The following is a 20,223-nucleotide window of genomic DNA, read 5'->3' as shown; positions in this document are numbered from 1 at the left end:
AGAGAATGAACAAAATACTTCTGCCAACAGATGCATCCATCATAACGACATACCGTTGCCAGATGCGCTGTCAGATGTGCAATATATGGAAATATCCCACAGATCAGAAACAAGAAATAACCCCTGCGGATCTGGAAAAATTGCCGGACCTCAAATTCATTAATATTACGGGAGGAGAACCATTTCAACGCCGTGATATAGAAGACATTGTTGCTGTTTCGTTTCAGAAAGCACCTCGTGTAGTGATATCTACTTCAGGCTGGCATTATAACCAGATTATTGATCTGGCAAAAAAATATCCCAACATCGGGATTCGTGTCAGCATCGAAGGCTTATCGCAACGAAATGATGAGCTAAGAGGACGCTCCGGGGGCTTTGACAATGGTTTGCGAGTATTGCTCAAACTACGTGAAATGGGAGTGAAGGATATCGGGTTTGGCATTACCGTATCAAACCGGAACTCGGACGACATGCTTTGGCTATATCGTTTGGCTAAGGAACTGAAACTTGAGTTTGCAACTGCAACGTTCCACAATTCCTATTATTTTCATAAGGACGACAATGTTGTTACCAACAAAGACGAGGTAACCGAAAATTTCCATACACTGATAGATGAACTGCTGAAAGAAAAGCATCCGAAAAGTTGGGCAAGAGCCTTTTTCAACCTCGGACTGATCAACTACATACAAGGCGGACGGCGCATGCTTCCTTGCGAAGCCGGAACAGCCAATTTCTTTGTTGAACCTTATGGCGATGTATATCCCTGCAATGGTTTGGAAGACAAAATATGGAAAGAAAGCATGGGCAATATCAGGGATTATTCAACATTCGAAGAACTTTGGTATAGCCAACAAGCTGAAAAAGTGCGGTCGCTTGTCCGTCAATGCCCTAAAAACTGTTGGATGATGGGAACCGCCGCCCCTGTCATGAAAAAGTACATCAAACATCCCGGCATGTGGGTATTGAAAAACAAATGGAACAGCATGAGAGGACAGCGGGTCGATATTACACAAATTCCGTGGTACAACGTCGGGCAAGATCCTCGACAAGGTGATCTGGACTTCTCCAGAGTGACTCCTTTCACTGATACACATGGTGTTAAACCGGACTCCAATATTCCTCTGGTTGAAGATTAGTTTTAATCTTCGTCCCGAATAAGGCGTTATTTGATTTATCTATAAATATTATCTGTCACATAAATGCAAGCATCACTCTACCTCGTACCTGTCACTTTGGGCGAGACAGCCATCAACAGGGTTTTACCATCTCACAACAGGGAAATTATTCTGGAAATAAAACACTTTATTGTAGAAAATATAAGATCGGCCCGTCGTTTTCTAAAAAAAACGGAACCATCTATAAGTATAGACGACCTCACTTTCTATGAACTAAACAAGCACACGAACCCTGAACAAATAGAAAGATATTTGCTACCCATTGCCGATGGTCATAGTATCGGGGTGATATCCGAAGCGGGATGCCCTGCGATTGCCGACCCCGGAGCAGACATCGTAGCGATAGCTCAACGCAAAAAGATAAAGGTTGTGCCGCTTGTTGGGCCATCATCCATACTAATGTCCCTCATGGCGTCCGGATTTAACGGACAAAGTTTTGCTTTTCACGGATATTTGCCGATAGACGGTGCAGAACGTTCCAAAAAGATAAAGCAATTGGAACAAAGAATATATTCGGAAAACCAAACTCAGATTTTTATAGAAACGCCTTACCGAAACGCTAAGATGGTAGAAGACCTGATTAAGAATTGCAGTCCGTCCACCAAATTGTGCATTGCTATGAATATCACTATGGATGATGAATTTATTGTAACATTGCCAATAAAAAATTGGAGTAAACAACTGCCCGACATGAACAAAAAACCTTGCATATTCCTGTTATATAAATGAGTCGAGGGCGATGAGGAGGGCAGAGCCATATCAATTTGAGCGAATTAAAGAAACTTGATGGCGACGCAGACGCAAATTCCTTTATTTTTGAGTAAAACTTTATTATCTTTGCAGTCTTTTAAAATTGATATAAAGAGTAATAGACTTATAATTATACACATAAAAACTTATGTTTGAGAATTTAAGTGATAGATTAGACCGTTCGTTTAAACTGCTGAAAGGTGAGGGTAAAATCACCGAAATAAATGTTGCCGAAACACTGAAAGATGTGCGTCGGGCACTTTTGGATGCCGACGTTAACTTTAAAACTGCAAAACAATTTACCGAAACAGTTAAAGAAAAGGCACTTGGAGAAAATGTGTTGACTGCCGTTAAACCCAGTCAGTTGATGGTGAAGATCGTTCATGACGAGCTGGCTTTGCTGATGGGAGGGGAAACCGTTGATATAGACCTAAAGGCAAATCCGTCAGTCATTTTGATGTCGGGATTGCAAGGGTCGGGAAAGACTACTTTCTCAGGAAAACTGGCAAATTATCTGAAAACAAAAAAGGGAAAAAAACCACTTCTTGTTGCAGATGACATTTATCGTCCGGCGGCTATCGAACAGTTGAAAGTATTGGGTACGCAGATCGACGTGCCGGTATATTCGGAAGAAGAAAATAAAAATCCGGTCGAAATAGCTCAGAATGCCATCAAACAGGCAAAGCAAAATGGCAATGATGTGGTGATCATAGACACCGCAGGCCGCTTGGCTATTGATGAGCAGATGATGAACGAGATATCAGCTATCAAGAAGGCTATAAACCCGAACGAGATATTGTTCGTTGTCGATTCCATGACCGGGCAAGATGCTGTGAATACGGCAAAAGAGTTTAACGACCGTTTAGATTTTAACGGGGTGGTACTTACAAAACTCGATGGAGATACCCGTGGTGGTGCTGCCTTGTCTATACGTTCGGTGGTGAATAAGCCTATCAAATTTGTTGGTACGGGCGAAAAGATGGAGGCTTTGGATGTTTTCCACCCAACCCGTATGGCAGATCGTATTTTAGGAATGGGCGATATTGTGTCGCTTGTTGAGCGTGCTCAAGAGCAATACGATGAAGAAGAAGCTCGCCGTTTACAGAAAAAAATAGCTAAGAATCAGTTCGATTTTAATGATTTCATCGCCCAGATTCAGCAAATAAAGAAAATGGGTAACCTGAAAGACTTGGCATCTATGATTCCGGGAGTGGGTAAGGCTATCAAGGATATGGATATTGACGACAATGCGTTCAAAAGCATTGAGGCTATTATTTATTCGATGACTCCGAAAGAAAGGACAAACCCTGAGATATTGAATGGAACCCGTCGCCAACGTATTGCCAAAGGTAGCGGAACTTCGGTTCAGGAAGTTAATAAACTGATAAAGCAATTTGACGATACCCGCAAAATGATGAAGATGATGACGGGAATGAAAGGCGCAGGCAAACTTGCCGGAAAAATGCCGAAAATGAGAAGATAAAGTCGCAAAAAGCATATAAAAACGGAGAAATCAGACAGATTTCTCCGTTTTTTTGATTAACATTTTAAAGAGATTCTATTAAAATGAAAGTGGTTCCCGGCCCTCCCCACAGAATGGATGTATGTTGAGGTGTTCCCCAATAATTTCCTTGGACGTATGCTCTAAAGTCAAGTATATCCCCTTTTTTAAGAGAGGCAAGTCCCATAATATAAGCCGATTGATCACTTCCTGTATCTGTTACGGAAATAAGACCCGGAACTAAGTAGATAGCACCATTCAGATAAATATATATCCGGTTATTCTGTCCCGGATCGCCTGACTGATAATACATATTCATAGCGATTCTATATACACCATCCACAGGGCACACATACTGTTGATTTTCAACACTCCATCCGTAGGCATCTCCATATATCTGCTTGGCTTTGTCGAACAATACATTCTTGAAAAAATCCAGCTTCATATTGTCGTTGGAGGATGAAGGGTTGGTTATTGTAAAAAATGTCCTGCCACCTGTACTCTCTACCATTGTCTGATATTGTACTGCTCCTGAAACCCAAACGCCATTTCCTTGTGCGTCGGATGTTAATACTCGTCCTGAAGCCGAACCATTTGGCAGATAAAGACCGGTATTGTCGCCTGTGGTATGTACCGATAGTTTATTTGTAGGATTATTTGTCCCAACTCCGACTCTGCCTTGCGCATCCACCACCACATCGTCTGCCACGTTTGTGTTTCCGCTCGTGTTGCGTGCCGCATCAATATGGAACACTCCCTGAGGCGATTCTGTGTTCACTCCCACCTGTGCTTTGAGTGCCGTAACGGCTAAAAAAATCAATAAAATTAAACTGCTCTTTTTCATAAGTTTCTAATGTTGTTTGTTGTGTTAAATATTTCAGTTTTAACCCTTTATATATCTGTCACTGAGTAAGTGACGGAGGAGTGGCTTTAGACATGTTATTCTATTGACTATCAACAGAATAATAAAAAGAGAAATTGAAAAAGATAAACATTGATAAAACATGGTCGAAAAAGGTAAGTAAGCAGCATTACTTATTTCATTCTAAGTTTTTAGAAAACAGACACTTTCTGGTTCAGACGAAAAATGTATACGAAAAATAATTATTAGACATTGGTTAAACACGCACAGCAACAAATACTTAAACAACAGAAAATATGGAATATGAAGAAAAAGGAATTCTGTTCGTTGATCTTCAAAAAGGTCAGGAATGGAAAACAAACAGGAGAAATTGCAGCATTATTCTCATAGGTAAAGGTCGATTGAATATATCCTCGTTGTCGCACAAAGATGAAAGGATTTCGGCAGGAAAGATATTCCTGATTCCCACCGGCTACGAAACAGAGGTAAAGGCAGTGGAGGAATCGGCTCTGATATCCATTGACATAAGCGAGGAAATCAATCAGTTGACTCATTTCCAATCAGACAGAACGGAGGAAAATGATAACAATCAGAACCTTTATCTGCCTTTCAATGAGATTGTCTCTGCATACATTGAATCGTTACAGATTTACAAGGATAGTAGCTTAGATTACAATTCGTTAGCAAGAATAAAAGCAAAGGAACTGATATACATATTGAAGGCGTCTTACACACAGAAAGAACTCAGCCGTTTTTTTAGTAGCTATATCACAAACGATTTATATTTCTCGGAACAGGTGAAGATATTATCTCAAGACACTAAAAACATTCGCCAACTGGCTGAGATTATGAATTATAGCTATTCGGGATTCAACAAGCGGTTCAGAAGATCGTTCGGCGTATCGGCTTACTCATGGCTCAGAAAGCGTCGGGCGAATTTGGTGTATCACGATATTTATTACACGAACAAAAGTTTGAAGCAGATTTCGACAGAAAACATGTTCAGCACGCTTTCTCACTTCAACGAATTTTGCCACAAAAATCTGGGAAATTCCCCCTCCGAAATCAGAAGAAAAAAAAAGACCCCTCTGTCACTTACTCAGTGACAGAGGGGAGGTATTTACATGTCTTGAAGTTGCAAATATACGCAAATTGTTACATAGGAAGTAATGTTTTTCATAGATTTTACAACCACCCATTATCTTTATACCAAGATATGGACTCCTGCAAACCTTTTTTTAGATTATATCTGGGATGAAAATTCATATCCTTAAAAAGAGGATAAACATCACACTCCCAATTGCGTTGTTTCATTATCACATATTTGTCCCTGTTTAGAGTTGATGGTTTACGGGTTATCTTAGAGATTCCTTCGGCTAAAACAGAAACGACTTTTAATATAGGCAGTGGAACCCTGATACTCAAAACATGTTTCCTTCCAAGAATTTCCTTTATCAGAGATGTATATTCCTTATCTGTATAAACGTCTCCGTCGGCCACAAAATAGGCTTTATTGTTGATCGGGCTTTCGAGAGCCAGGAAAGCTACATCAACCAAGTCTTTTACGTATATAAATGTTAAGTGCTGAGGCTTGAACCCTGCCCCCACATCCAAACCGCCTTTCACGGTTTTCAGCATAATGTAATAATCTTTTTCACGAGGCCCATAAACACCTGTCGGGCGAAGGATTATGTATGGGAAGCCGATCGTGTCTTGTAAATATTTTTCAGCTTTCGACTTGCTTCGTCCATAAGCTGTATTTGGATTCGGTGTATCACCTAGTTTAATAGGGGTATAGTTGATTTCGTCACCTACACCGAATGCACTAAGGCTACTCATTAGTATGAATTTGTCGGGAACAAGGTTTGTTGATTGTAATGCTTTTATAAAATTGACCGTATTTTCATAATTAACTTTATCGAAGTCTTCAGCCTTAAGGCACTTTGTAATTCCTGCATTATGAATTATATAATCGAATCTGCCATTCTCTTTTCCAAACTCTTGCAACTGTTCTGCCAATTGGCTTTCGTCGGAAAAATTCAGGTCTATAAAGTTTATCCTTTTGTCTTGCAGATATTCCCTACTACTGCTTTTTCGGATTCCCGCCCATGTTTCAAAGTCTTTGTCTAAAGCCTTTTCTACAAGAAAACTGCCAATAAAACCACTTGCCCCTGTTATTAATATTTTCTTTTTACTCATTCGACAAAAATAAATAAAAAAAACATAGTGCATTAATATTCTAAAAATATTAGAGTCTGTTTTAAATTATTGTTCAATTACATTAGTCGTTTTGCGTGACTCGGCATAATCAAAACAAATTTTGCTTATGCTCTCGCTACTTAAAGTGTTTTTTTTATTCTACATTTTCCGGATAGAGTAGAAATAACATTCGACAGAAAAGCTAAAACCCTCTCTGACGCATAGCTTCAAAAGTAATGATGGCAGTAGATACAGATACATTGAGAGAGTCGATTTGCCCCCGCATCGGAATTTTTATTCTTTCGTCAGCATTATTCAGCCAGAAATCGGTCAAACCATCAGCTTCCGTGCCCATCACCACTGCAGACGGGTGCGTAAAATCTGCATCCTGATACCATGACGATGCCTGCAGTTCTGCAGCAAAAGCCTTTATTCCCTTCTGTTTAAGCCACGTCTGAGCATCGTTGGAAGTGCAGACGGCAGTTTGCACGGTAAACAAACAACCAACACTCGACCGGATTACATTCGGATTGTAAAGATCAGCCAGAGGGTCGCAAACTATCACTGCATCTGCCTTAGCTGCATCTGCCGTGCGTAGAATAGCCCCCAGGTTTCCGGGTTTTTCAACAGCTTCGAGAATGATAATGAAAGGGTTTTTCGATAAGGTGATATCCTCCAATCGGTGCGTTTTTTCTTTAGCTACAATCAACAATCCGTCAGAACCTTCCCTGTATGCCAGTTTGGCAAAAACGCTTTCAGAGACTTCTGTTATCAGATTCTGGGGAATTTGATCCAACACATCCGGGTATTCGGTTTTGGAAAACAGGTCGTTGCAAACATATACCGATTGAATTTCATAGCCTGAAGTCAAAGCCAGACTTAACTCACGTGCCCCTTCAAACAAAACAACCTGCTGATTTTTCCTCTCTTTGTTTTTAGACAGAAGTTTTTGCAAATTCTTAATTTTAGGATTCTGAATGCTGGATATTTGTTCCATCTGAATATAGGTTATAAGTATTATTTTAAAACAAAAATAGCCATATAGCAATAAATAACAATCAAAAAAAAGAGGTTTGTTTAGAAAATCGTTGCGGTCTTATGACTTTTTGATTAAAACTGCACCATTATTAATTATTATTTCAAAAAAACTGTCTACATTTGTAAAGAAAGAAAAAAATTGAGCATATTGTTTTATGAATCACGATAGACTATCGTTACAATTCATTCTGATACAAAATTCTTACTCTGGAATTCGCGTATCTCACAGCTTGTTAGGGAGGGGGAGTAATACTTTCCGACTATGGGTCTCAAAAAGTATCAAAGCGCACCTTGTACAATTCATCAAAAAACAAATACTCAATCAAATATTTATTCACAACTAAAAAAATCAATTTATGAAGAGAAAAATTTCTTTTCTTGCTTTAGCATTTATGTTCAGCACATTATGCTCCTTTGCTCAGGTTGTGATCAAAGGAAAAGTTATTGATCAGGACACAAAAGAACCTCTGGTTGGTGTTACTGTTTTTGCAGAAAGTTCAAAAACAGGAATCGCCACCGATCTAGACGGCTCATTTACTCTAAGAATTCCTTCTCTCGGCGGGGATCTAACTTTTTCTTATCTTGGATACACGGATGTAAAAATCAAGGCAAAAACCGATGTAGGCACAATTGAGATGGCGTCGAGCGCTATTGGCCTGAATGACGTGGTTGTAACATCTTCGGTTGCTATCAGACGTAAAACCCCTGTGGCTTTGTCGGTTATCGAGCCCGAACTTCTGGAGGCGAAATTGAGCACTCAGGAATTTCCTGAAATCCTAAAATCGACCCCCGGTATTTATGCCACAAAACAAGGTGGTGGATTTGGAGACTCTCGTGTAAACTTACGTGGTTTTGAGACTGAAAATATAGCAGTAATGATAAACGGTGTTCCCATGAATGAAATGGAATGGGGAGGTTTATATTGGTCCAATTGGTCTGGTTTGTCGGATGTTACACGCTCGATGCAGGTACAGCGTGGACTAGGAGCTTCTAAGGTATCAGCTCCTTCTGTTGGGGGATCAATTAATATTGTGACCAATTCAACAGATGCTAAAAAAGGCGGTTCCATATCTTATGCTATGGGAAATGACGGATATAACAAAATAGCTTTCAGTGTATCTACCGGTCTTCAGAATGGATGGGCAGTTTCTTTGCTGGGATCTAAAACTTGGGGAGACGGGTATATTCAAGGCACTGACTTTGAAGGATATTCTTATTTCTTAAACATATCGAAACAAATTAATGATAAGCATACTCTCTCGTATACTTTATTCGGTGCTCCGCAAAAGCATAATAAACGTACCGACGATATGTTGATAAGCGAATGGCAATCACAACCAAACAAGTATCGCTACAATGCTACTTATGGTTTCGACATGAACGGGCAACGCAAAACCAGTACTTTGAATGTATATCATAAACCTCAAATGTCGTTAAACCACATGTGGGCAATTAACGACAAATCGAGCCTTTCAACATCAATATACGCATCTTTGGGTAGAGGTTATGGCTATGCCGGACAAGGACGGAATATTAATGGTACCAATTACAGGTATAGCTGGTTTGGTACATCAAAAGAAGGTGTTATAAATAACGAATATAGGACTCTGGATGGTACATTCGATTATGGCGCAATATACAAGATGAATCAAGAATCTATAACCGGTTCAAACATGGTGATGTCTAAATCAATTAACGATCATGACTGGTATGGTCTTATTTCTACTTATACAACCAGAATAGGTGAGAATATTGATTTGTACGGAGGTATTGATTTCCGTTATTATAAAGGAATACATAAAAATAAAATTGTAGATCTGTATGGAGGAGAATATTACCTGGATGATGTTGACCGCAAAAATGTTGGATACAAAAAAGGTGACGAAGAATGGATAAATAAGAAATTGAAAGTAGGAGATGTTGTTTATCGTGACTATGACGGCTATGTAGTGCAAGAAGGCGCATTTGCCCAAGCAGAATACAACAAAGATGCACTATCTGTGTTTGTAGCAGGGTCATTATCAAATTCAACATATTGGAGATATGACAGGTTCTACTACGACAAAGGAGACAGAAAGTCAAAAACAGCAAACTTTCTCGGAGGTAATATAAAAGGAGGAGCAAACTACAATATAGACAAGAATCATAACGTTTTTGGAAATATTGGTTACATTTCCAGAGCACCTTTCTTCTCTAATGGGGTTTTCCTTCAAAAAGAAGTAAGTAATGAGATCAATAAAGACGCAAGAAATGAAAAAGTATTTTCTCTTGAGTTAGGTTACGGCTATCGTTCACCTATTATTTCTGCCAATTTGAACATATATAGCACATCATGGATGGATAAATCTATGGCTAGAAGTGTAACATTTAATAATCCTCCGGACGGTGGTGAAGACAGAGGTGTTATTAATATGACAGGCGTAGACGCTCTTCATCAGGGTATTGAACTAGACTTTATCCTTAAGCCTGTCAGAGATTTGGAAATAACCGGAATGTTATCTTTAGGCGATTGGAAATGGAATAGCAATACAACCGGATATTTGTACAGTCAGCAAGGACAGCCTTTGACTTCAAAGGGAGCCATAGCTTCCGGAATTGGAGCGGAGGATCATGCAAAAGCCGTAGTTAATTTGAAAGATGTTAAAGTAGGTAACTCAGCCCAAACAACTTTTGCTTTGGGAGCAAACTACAAGTTACTCAAAGATTTCCGTGTAGGACTTGACTATACATATTATGCCCGGAATTATTCGAAATTTACAATACAAGGAAGTGATCTGGAATATGATGGTAAGACAAACACATACACTACTCCTTGGCGCATACCTTCTTCCGGACAACTTGACTTCAATATGAACTATCGTTTCCAGTTTGCAGGACTGAAAGCAACTCTGTTTGCGAATGTAAATAACATTCTGAACAATAAGTATATAGTAGATGCGCAGGATGGTGTAATAAATGACCCTGAAACTGGAAGAGTTATAGAACATACTGCTGAATCAGCTCAAGTATATTATGCATTTGGACGTTCATATTCAGTAAGGCTTAAGATCAATTTCTAAGCATCTAACAAATAATAATTTATAAAGAATACAATATTATTATGAAAAAAATATTTGCATTTCTATTACCGCTGTCCTTACTCCTGTTTGCGGGTTGTGAAGACTACAACGACAACTTCAAGTGGTTGGATGAAGAGAAAACAGATCCCCAATCATATACATACACCATTACAGATGATGACATCACCACCATTCTTAATGCTATTAAGGGCACCGAAGCGGAGAAGTTTTCTGCCCAATTGAGAGCAGACAGGGCTTTCTCGAAAGGTGCTCCTGCCGACACCCTTATTCCATATCTATTAAAAGCGAAGTATTACACTGCCGATGTTAAGTCTCAGGCAGAAATCACTTATATATATAAATTGAGCATTGACACAACTGTAACGGGATTGGCCGGTACTGCTTATGTTTTAGGCGACAGCGAATATAAAAGCGTATGGAGTGAAGATATGTTTGTGTCTTCTTTCACACCCAGCAAGTCTCCGAACAATTATATTCCTGACCTATTGAAGGCTAAATTTCCTGAAGCGGAAGAAGGTTCATATCAAAATATAGAGTATAACTATTCGGTTAACGAACCGGTAGAATCGGTTGTTGAAGACAAATTGCTTTTCGAAGATTTTGAAGGTTATAAAGCTAACGATACTATCAAGGCTAATGGTTGGACTGCGTATGCCGAATCAGGAAGTAGAAAATGGCAAGCCAAAGTTCATAGCGGCAATGGCTATGCGCAAATGAGCGCCAATGGCGGTACAGGCAAATATACTACATGGATGATATCGCCGGAAATTGACCTGGGCACTAAGCAAGGATACGACTTTTCTTTCGATGTTACCGTCGGTTATTGGAATGCCTCTTGTATGCAGGTTTTAATATCTACATCTGCCAATGCAGCAGCCAATCCAACTGCTGCAACATGGGTCGACATAACAGATAAATTTACTATCCCTACCACTCCGACCAATGGTTATGGAACTTTGTCTCCGGCCGGTTCTTTCAATTTGGATAATTATTCGGGAAAAGTTTACATCGCTTACAAATATGATGGTGATGTAACTCAAACTCAAACAACTACCTTCCAGGTTGATAATGTGAAAGTATCAAAAGAAGTCAAAGGACTTACTATTGAAGACGCAGAGCCGAAATATGAGTCTTACACTTTCAGTAAAGGTGAGTGGAAAGCCGTAGGCGCATCAGTTTTGACTCTACAACCAGCAGATTATAAAGAAATGGGTGGTAGTTATTTATCTGCAGCAGTAGCGCAAACCCGTATCATCCAATATTTGAATACACATCGTAATTATACGAATGAGGGTACAGAGCAAATTGTTGCTTATAAAACATCGAAAACAGATTATTCTGCCGGAAAATTTGTTTACACAAAAGGAAGTTGGACTACTGCAAGCCCGACTGAAATGAAGACCGCTCAATTCGTGCGATCTACCAAGGGATGGGTATTTGATCCGACAATCATCTTCACAATGACTAAAGAAGACTATATGTTGGTTGTAAACTACGTTAAAGGGAACCAGGCTCTTGAAAATCCCAAACTAGTGAATACAAATGGGAATACTGAGTTTTATTATGGATTCAATTCTAATTATACAAATATCACTTTCCGTGATAGCGACCGTCAGAATGATAATACATATCCTAAAGATGGTCAGCACGAGGCGAAGATGGAATTTTGCAGAACCCGTACCATAGAAGGCTTGAATGTATTGCTTAATCTGAAATATCCAAATGCGACGCCTGAAGTAAGTGGAATTGAACAATTTGCGGAAATATCTATGGTGATTTATTACGGACCGAAATCCGGCGATGTAATTAACTTTAAATATACTCTAAAATGTACAGGGGATAAGACTTGGGAATTTGTAAGCAGAGATCCTGAGACAAACAAGTACGAAAATCCTGAATAACGAAGATTATTCACACATAGCATAAAACGGGTTGACAATGAAGTCAACCCGTTTTATTTTTATCAAAAATAAAATCAACTGAACATACCGATGCGCTTTCTGTTTAATTTCTAACAATCTTTATGTAGTAGGTATAGTACAGTTTAAAGAAAATATGTAATTTTGTCAGTAGACCTGATAAATAACCCTGATAGAAGTATGGCAAAACCAGATATTCAACAAGTTAAGCAGCGTTTTGGAATTATTGGCAATGCTCCACTACTGAACAGAGCCATTGACATAGCATTGCAAGTGGCTCCGACCGATATGTCCGTTCTGGTGACTGGCGAAAGCGGGGTCGGGAAAGAAAATTTCCCTCAAATCATTCACCAATACAGTCATCGCAAGCATGGAACATACATAGCCGTAAACTGTGGGTCGATACCCGAAGGTACTATCGACTCCGAACTTTTCGGACACGAAAAGGGCTCTTTCACAGGAGCTACCGGTGAGCGTAAAGGCTATTTTGAAGTAGCCAATGGTGGCACACTGTTTCTTGACGAAGTTGGAGAGTTGCCCCTATCCACTCAGGCTCGATTGCTGCGAGTGCTGGAAACAGGTGAATTTATAAAAGTGGGTTCGTCGAAAGTTGAAAAAACAGATGTGCGTGTAGTTGCTGCAACCAACATGAATATGGTGGATGCCGTGAACGAAGGACGGTTCAGGGAAGATCTGTATTACAGGCTCAACACAGTGCCAGTGCCAATTCCGCCACTCCGTGACAGAAAAGAAGACATACCTCTTATATTCAGGAAGTTTGCGAGCGATTGTGCCGAAAAATACCGTATGCCGGCAATCACATTGACGGAGGAAGCAAAGATAGTATTACAAAACTATCGCTGGCCGGGAAACATACGCCAATTGAAAAATATTACCGAACAAATATCCGTAATTGAACGGGAACGGGAAATTACGGCTGATATATTAAGGACTTACCTGCCCGCCAATGAGGTAGGGATAGTGCCTGTGTCGCAGATTAAAAATGACGACCAAAGGTTGTTCAATTCGGAAAGAGAGATACTCTATCAAGTTCTTTTCGATATGAGAAAAGACATGACCGATCTAAAGAAAGTTGTGCAGGAAATGATCGCCGGAAAAATCCCTACAACCGAATTTAAGAAAGACGATCCATTATATCCGTCCATTGTTGTATCAGACAAAGAGCCTACATCTTCGTCGCTTATCAAATATCCCGAAGATGCGGCCGTTGTCCTGCCTGTTGCCGATGCTCACGACGTAGAAGTATCCGACTACGAAGAGCAAAACCTTTCGCTGGAAGAAGTGGAAAAGGAAATGATAAGGAAAGCATTGGAAAGGCATGGAGGCAAACGTAAAAATGCCGCCGAAGACCTGAAAATATCCGAAAGAACATTATACCGGAAAATTAAAGAATACAATCTCGATTGATGAGAACATTTATGAGAAAATATTTTATCTACTTACTTTGTATATTAGGATTCACGACGTGTAAAATATCCTACCAGTTTAATGGTGCGTCCATAGATTACAGCATCATTAAAACGATGGAAATAGTTGATTTTCAGAATCAGGCATTGCGTCAATATCCGCCATTGCTTCAGGTGTTTAACGAACGGCTGAAAGATGTGTATTCCCGAAATACAAAACTTCAGTTCACATCTTCCAATCCTGACCTGGAGTTGGAAGGAGAAATCACCAGATACGACCTGACGCCGTTGGCAGCGGGCGAAGACAGGATATCGCAACAAACTCGGTTGACAATGGATGTACGCATACGTTTCCGAAACAATAAAAATCCGGCGGAAGACAAAGAACAGACCTTCTCTGCTTACAGAGACTATTCAAGTTCTCAGATGCTGGATTCGGTGCAGGACGATTTGATTAAACAGCTGACAGAAGATATTGTAGACCAAATATTTAACGCCACTATGGCTAATTGGTAGAAAAAGAAAAAAAACGGCATGAATGTAAAGGAGTTTTACGAACTGATAGATACCCAGCAGGCACCCGAAGAGAGTAATCTTCCGAAATTAAGGTTTTTGGTCAACAAATACCCTTATTTTCAGGCAGGATTGTTCGCATATCTGAAATGTTTGTATGCACACGATTCCGAAACCTTCCGTGCCGAATTGTTCCGTTTGTCTATATTCATATCCGACAGAAAAGCATTGTTCTACTATATTCTGAATGACGAATTTAGCCGTTTCCTGAAAAATAAAGGCAAACAAGAACTGAGTAAAGACAGGACATCTATCCTGATGGACGCTTTTTTTGAAACATTGGAAGACGACAATGACGAAAAACTGGAGCAAGTGCTCACCCATACCACCATGTCTACTTTCGATTATTTTTCCTATCTTCAATCTCTGGAGGATGCCGAAGAAAATACAACACATGTATTACCTAAAGAGAACTTGCCAATGGATGATAAACCGGAAACAAATGAAGCCGCAGAAACACCGAAAACCACATCGGAACTAAAGCGTCAGGATTTGATAGACAGCTTCATCAACAAAGCCGAAGAAAACGGGGAGGATATAAAAATCACCTTCGATATAGACAGCCTGCCTCCACAACAAGATGGCGGATCCGACGACATGGACTTGGATGATGAATTGGACGATGACGGCATTTTCTTCACCGAAACTTTAGCCAACATATACATCAAACAGCGAAAATATGAAAAAGCATACGAAATAATTAAGCGCTTAAGTTTGAATTATCCGAAAAAAAATATTTACTTTGCAGACCAATTAGCATTTTTGGAAAAATTAATGTCGAATATAAAAAATAATAAACAATAAAATAGAATGTCAAGCACATTATTCATCCTAATCTCAGCACTGATTGTAATAGCTGCAATCATCTTAATATTAGTTGTATTGGTTCAAAACTCCAAAGGTGGAGGCTTATCAGCATCTTTCTCTTCGTCGAACAGCATTATGGGTGTTCGGAAAACAACCGATTTTGTTGAAAAAGCAACATGGACTTTGGCTGGTTTTATCATCGTTATGAGTCTTATCAGCACAAAAGTTATAATGAGCGACTCGAATGATGGAGCAGTGAAAACCAGAATATCAACTATTCCCGGTGAACAAACACCTGGTGCGCAAGATACTCCGGATGTGGGAACGCCTATGGCAACACCTCCTGCTGCAGGTCAAGAATAAGATTCAAACAGAATATATATCAAAAGGCAATCATTTTTCAATGGTTGCTTTTTCTCGTTTCCATAAGTATGTGAAATGATCCGTTTTTAACAATATATCAACCTTGATTCTTTTCCTGAAAAAATGTACCTTTGTATGAGAAAAGTAATCAATAAAGTTAAAGGATATATTTAAGGAATATTGCCTGTCGATTTTATGTTACTTACCAAAGCAACAAAGAAGGTCTGCGACCTAAAACTAACTCCAACAAATACTATATGGCTGAAGAACTGGATATAAACTTACCCCAAGACAATTACTCGGACGACGACATCAAAACACTTGATTGGCAGGAACATATCCGCCGGCGTCCCGGTATGTATATCGGTAAACTCGGCGACGGGACATCTGCCGATGACGGTATCTATGTACTGTTGAAAGAAGTATTGGACAACTCTATCGACGAATACATGATGGGATTCGGAAAAACGATAGAAGTCAGCATCGAAAACGGAGAAGTTACTGTCCGCGACCACGGTCGAGGCGTACCACTTGGAAAGGTGAAAGACGTATCGTCGAAAATGAACACGGGGGCAAAGTACGACTCCAAAGCCTTTAAAAAATCGGTCGGATTGAACGGGGTCGGTATTAAGGCGGTGAATGCATTATCATCCTACTTCAAGATACAGTCTTTCAGAGAAGGACAAACCGTTTCAGTCGAATACAGCAAAGCCATTGTAACAGGAGAATCAAAAGCACAATCTACAACAGAAGACAACGGAACGCTGATAGAGTTTGTTCCGGACAGTACTATATTTGTCGATTACGCATATCAGGACGAATATGTGGAAACCCTGCTGAAAAATTATGTATTCCTCAACACGGGCTTATCTATAATTTACAACGGGAAGAAGTTTTACTCGAAAAACGGGTTGGTCGACCTTCTCAACGAAAACATGACATCGGAGCCGTTATATCCGATCATTCATTTCAAAGATGAAGATATAGAGGTTGTGATCACGCACACCAACCAATATGGCGAAGAATATTATTCCTTCGTGAACGGTCAGCATACCACACAAGGAGGAACACACCAATCGGCTTTCAGGGAAACCATTTCGCGAGTAATAAAAGAATATTACAACAAAAATTTCGACTACGCCGACATTCGTAGCGGTATTGTGGCGGCTATAAGCATCAAGGTGGAAGAACCTGTGTTTGAGTCGCAAACGAAGACTAAACTAGGATCGAAAGATATGGGTCCAAATGGTCCTTCGGTGCAAAAATTCATTGGCGATTTCATCAAAAAGGAATTGGATAACTATTTGCACAAAGACTCGGAAACATCCGACGCCTTGTTGAAAAAAATCCTTGAATCAGAAAAAGAACGGAAGGCGATTGCCGGTGTCACAAAATTGGCTCGCGAGCGTGCTAAAAAAGCTAATCTGCACAACAAAAAGCTGAGGGATTGCCGTGTACACTACAACGACACGAAAGGCAATAATCTGGACGAAAGTTGCATATTCATTACAGAGGGAGACTCTGCCAGCGGCTCCATTACAAAAAGCCGTGATCCCAATCTGCAAGCCGTATTCAGTTTGAGAGGAAAACCGTTGAACAGTTACGGTTTAACGAAGAAAATCGTTTACGAAAACGAAGAATTCAACCTGCTTCAAGCTGCATTGAATATCGAAGACGGATTGGACGGATTGCGATACAACAAGGTAATTATAGCAACGGATGCCGATACGGACGGGATGCACATTCGCCTGTTGTTGTTGACATTCTTCCTGCAATTTTTCCCCGATCTTGTAAAGAAAAATCATGTTTACATCTTACAAACTCCCTTGTTCCGAGTGCGAAATAAGAAAGAAACAATATATTGTTATACGGAAGAAGAGCGTATAAATGCAATCAAAAAGCTGGGGACAAATCCCGAAATCACACGCTTTAAAGGATTGGGAGAAATCTCGCCCGATGAGTTCCGCCATTTCATAGGAAAAGATATCCGGCTGGATAGGGTAAGTATGAAGAAAGAAGACTCCGTGAAAGATATGCTGGGTTTCTATATGGGCAAAAATACACCCGAACGTCAGGTGTTTATCATTGATAACTTGGTGGTTGATGTGGACGACTAATACAAACAAATCCGGAAGTTTTTACCACAACATATTATGCTTGTAATGATATTTGGGGTAATTAGTTATCTATATTCCATTCATTGCCCTCTAAATATAAGATATTGTTTGTATATTTGCGATTCTTATAACATTTTGAGTAGAAAATGAAAGAATCGAAAGCTATTATCTTAATGCACTGTCCCGATCAGCCGGGATTGGTGGCATCCGTTACAGACTTTATTAATGTTAATGGTGGTAATATCATTAATCTGGAGCAACACGTTGATAAACAAGAAAATGTCTTCTTTATGCGTGTCGAGTGGGATATTCAGAACTTCCTTATTCCGAAAGATAAAATAGGTGAATATTTTCAAACAATGTATGCCGGTAAATTCGGTATGACTTTCCGCTTATATTTCAACGACTATAAGCCTAAAATGGCTGTTTTTGTCTCAAAAATGTCACATTGTCTGTTTGATATATTGGCTCGATACACTGCCGGAGAATGGAACGTGGAACTACCTTTAATAATCAGCAATCACGAGGATTTGCGCTGGGTTGCCGAAAAATTCGGAATAGAGTATCATGTTATAAAAATAACGAAAGACAACAAGGACGAAATAGAGGCTAAACAAAAGGCATTGCTCCAAGAAAAAGGTATTGATTTCATTGTCCTTGCACGATATATGCAAATCTTAACTGACCAGTTCATTCAAGACTATCCGAACAAAATTATAAACATTCACCATTCATTTCTGCCTGCTTTTGTCGGTGCAAAGCCATATCATGCAGCTTATGAGCGTGGTGTGAAAATCATTGGCGCAACCAGTCATTATGTGACACCGGAACTCGACGCAGGACCAATTATAGAGCAAGACATCACCCGCATTTCGCATCGTGACACTGTTCAAGACCTGGTTAGAAAAGGACAGGATCTGGAAAAGATTGTCCTGTCGCATGGTATTGAATATCACATACAAAGAAGGGTGTTGGTATATAAAAACAAAACTATACTGTTTTCGTAATAAAAACTATCGCTTCGCATTTAGTTCATATTCCAAACTCGCCATAATGAAAGGGCCTATTGCTTTTCCCTCGTTTTGAGTGACTGTGACATCTTTGCCACAAAGGTAATAGTTCACGGTTCCGGTTCTGGAAAGGTCTTTCGCAGGTCCTAATCCTGCCGATGCACACGATTGGATGATATTGAGGCTGCCGTCTTCGTTTTTTGTTATAAAAGTGTCGAGCAGTCCTTGATACGCTTTTCGGGCAATCGGAGAAAATTTCGTTTTGTTCAATACTCCGATGCGCATTCCTTTCAGGTAGGCATACGTGAACATAGACGAAGCGGAAGATTCCGGATAGTTTGGTTTGTCGCATTGGTTATACACTTTCCCGTTCATTGTATCGCCCACGTTGTCAGACTTTTTCGTGTCGTTGTATTGTAATAACTGATACCAACAACCTGATTTTTTATCCTGATATTTGGCTAATCCATTGCCCACATCGTTCACAATCTTCACCAGACTTGAATAATGTTCGTTATTTTTCGGCATCAATTCCAGAACATCTACCAATGCGGCAAAATACCATCCCATACCTCTGCCCCAAAATTCGGGGGAGCATCCTTTAAATGGTTCGTTTTGTTTTGCCCAGAAAGAATTTGCGTCGGCAGGGTCAGCCGACCAAGCATGATAGTTCAGTTGTTTCTCGGCATCGTAGGTATGTTTGTGGATAATCTCAAATTGCATGGCAATATCATCCCACGACCGGCTGTTGTCTGTTTCGCCCAATTCAAGACCGAAACTATTTTGCCATTCGGCATAAAATGCAGCTCCCATGTATAAGCCATCGAGCCACATCTGATTGGGATATTGTGCCTTATGGTAAAAACCTCCTGCACCGGGTTTACCCTCGTCAATGCGGCTGTGGTTGTACTTTAGCTTGTTTCGGAGAAATGTAGCACAACGCTTATACCGTTCGGCATCTGCAGCATTTCCTTTTCTCATCTCCTCATGGTAGAGCGTGAAAAATATTTTCCCTGCTGCCAGATCATCCACATTGCTTTCGCCAACTTTCACGGTATCTCCTCCCTGCAAACAGTGATCGGCATAGCTCTTCACCATGTTGTAATATTCCATCTGTTCCGGATATTGCGACCAAGCCTTCAATACGCTATACGCCACTAATCCGGGCACATAATCCCAATGGGCGGTTGCCAGTTGTTGCTGTTTTTTGTTACTCAGAAAGGTTTTCAGTCCAAGCGATTCGGTCATTTTCTGCGAATAAATATTCTTTGTGTCGCTTTTCCCGTTCACACTTCCACAAGCAATGAGACATGGGATTATCAGATATATAAAAAGTAATTTCTTCATTTTCTCCATTTTACGTTTTATACAAAAATAATGATAAACCAATAAATGTGGGTGT

General features: G+C 39.9%; 16 protein-coding genes. 12 read left to right on the top strand and 4 right to left on the bottom strand.

The genetic code is table 11. From position 1 onward, the window contains the following. Positions 1–5 precede the first annotated feature (5 nt). From D0T56_RS13050 to ffh, 3 genes are all read left to right on the top strand, one after another. Positions 6–1,136 (top strand): radical SAM protein, encoded by a 1,131-nt coding sequence (locus tag D0T56_RS13050; protein WP_163320602.1) that lies wholly within the window; start codon positions 6–8, stop codon positions 1,134–1,136. Between the two features lie 63 nt (positions 1,137–1,199). Then, a complete protein-coding gene (locus tag D0T56_RS13045; protein ID WP_163320601.1) occupies positions 1,200–1,904 on the top strand; it encodes an SAM-dependent methyltransferase in 705 nt (234 codons plus the stop codon). 169 nt (positions 1,905–2,073) lie between these two features. Continuing rightward, positions 2,074–3,408 (top strand): signal recognition particle protein, encoded by a 1,335-nt coding sequence (ffh, locus tag D0T56_RS13040; RefSeq protein WP_163320600.1) that lies wholly within the window; start codon positions 2,074–2,076, stop codon positions 3,406–3,408. Positions 3,409–3,472: 64 nt separating this feature from the next. Here the strand turns inward: ffh and D0T56_RS13035 are convergent, their stop codons facing one another. After that, entirely contained in the window at positions 3,473–4,270 is a 798-nt protein-coding gene (locus tag D0T56_RS13035; protein WP_163320599.1) for a hypothetical protein, read from the bottom strand. A gap of 314 nt (positions 4,271–4,584) precedes the next feature. On the opposite strand from D0T56_RS13035, the gene D0T56_RS13030 reads away from it, so the two are divergent. Next, positions 4,585–5,394, top strand: a complete 810-nt coding sequence (locus D0T56_RS13030; protein WP_163320598.1) for a helix-turn-helix domain-containing protein — start codon at positions 4,585–4,587, stop codon at positions 5,392–5,394. A 79-nt stretch (positions 5,395–5,473) separates the two neighbouring features. Here the strand turns inward: D0T56_RS13030 and D0T56_RS13025 are convergent, their stop codons facing one another. Both D0T56_RS13025 and D0T56_RS13020 read right to left on the bottom strand, forming a co-directional pair. Next, the gene (locus D0T56_RS13025; RefSeq protein WP_163320597.1) at positions 5,474–6,487 is read right to left on the bottom strand and encodes an NAD(P)-dependent oxidoreductase; all 1,014 of its coding nucleotides are present in this window, start codon (positions 6,485–6,487) and stop codon (positions 5,474–5,476) included. 202 nt (positions 6,488–6,689) lie between these two features. Then, a complete protein-coding gene (locus D0T56_RS13020; RefSeq protein WP_163320596.1) occupies positions 6,690–7,484 on the bottom strand; it encodes an RNA methyltransferase in 795 nt (264 codons plus the stop codon). Between the two features lie 397 nt (positions 7,485–7,881). Here D0T56_RS13020 and D0T56_RS13015 point away from each other — a divergent pair, with 397 nt between their 5' ends. The 8 genes from D0T56_RS13015 (at position 7,882) to purU (ending at position 18,818) form a co-directional block, all read left to right on the top strand. Beyond that, entirely contained in the window at positions 7,882–10,584 is a 2,703-nt protein-coding gene (locus D0T56_RS13015; protein WP_163320595.1) for a TonB-dependent receptor, read from the top strand. A gap of 41 nt (positions 10,585–10,625) precedes the next feature. Next, entirely contained in the window at positions 10,626–12,506 is a 1,881-nt protein-coding gene (locus tag D0T56_RS13010; RefSeq protein ID WP_163320594.1) for a choice-of-anchor J domain-containing protein, read from the top strand. Positions 12,507–12,704: 198 nt separating this feature from the next. Then, positions 12,705–13,952, top strand: coding sequence for a sigma-54-dependent Fis family transcriptional regulator (locus D0T56_RS13005; protein WP_163320593.1), 1,248 nt, complete (start codon positions 12,705–12,707; stop codon positions 13,950–13,952). An 11-nt stretch (positions 13,953–13,963) separates the two neighbouring features. Then, a complete protein-coding gene (lptE, locus tag D0T56_RS13000; protein ID WP_163320592.1) occupies positions 13,964–14,467 on the top strand; it encodes an LPS assembly lipoprotein LptE in 504 nt (167 codons plus the stop codon). 18 nt (positions 14,468–14,485) lie between these two features. Then, positions 14,486–15,328 (top strand): hypothetical protein, encoded by an 843-nt coding sequence (locus tag D0T56_RS12995; protein ID WP_163320591.1) that lies wholly within the window; start codon positions 14,486–14,488, stop codon positions 15,326–15,328. A 6-nt stretch (positions 15,329–15,334) separates the two neighbouring features. Beyond that, positions 15,335–15,694 carry a preprotein translocase subunit SecG gene (secG, locus tag D0T56_RS12990; RefSeq protein ID WP_163320590.1) on the top strand — a complete coding sequence of 120 codons (360 nt, stop codon included), beginning with the start codon at positions 15,335–15,337 and terminating at the stop codon, positions 15,692–15,694. A 257-nt stretch (positions 15,695–15,951) separates the two neighbouring features. Further along, positions 15,952–17,811, top strand: a complete 1,860-nt coding sequence (locus D0T56_RS12985) for a DNA topoisomerase IV subunit B (protein WP_163320589.1) — start codon at positions 15,952–15,954, stop codon at positions 17,809–17,811. A 146-nt stretch (positions 17,812–17,957) separates the two neighbouring features. Continuing rightward, a complete protein-coding gene (purU, locus tag D0T56_RS12980; RefSeq protein WP_163320588.1) occupies positions 17,958–18,818 on the top strand; it encodes a formyltetrahydrofolate deformylase in 861 nt (286 codons plus the stop codon). Between the two features lie 6 nt (positions 18,819–18,824). On the opposite strand, the gene D0T56_RS12975 is transcribed toward purU, so the two are convergent. Next, positions 18,825–20,168: a glycoside hydrolase family 105 protein gene (locus tag D0T56_RS12975; protein ID WP_255491173.1), complete on the bottom strand. Its 1,344-nt coding sequence runs from the start codon at positions 20,166–20,168 to the stop codon at positions 18,825–18,827. Positions 20,169–20,223 lie beyond the last annotated feature (55 nt).

The organism is Dysgonomonas sp. 520 (assembly GCF_010501095.1).
In the GTDB taxonomy this organism is placed as follows: Bacteria; Bacteroidota; Bacteroidia; order Bacteroidales; family Dysgonomonadaceae; genus QVMP01.
Note: the sequence above shows the minus strand (reverse complement) of the source record. Positions and strands in the feature narration are given on the sequence as shown.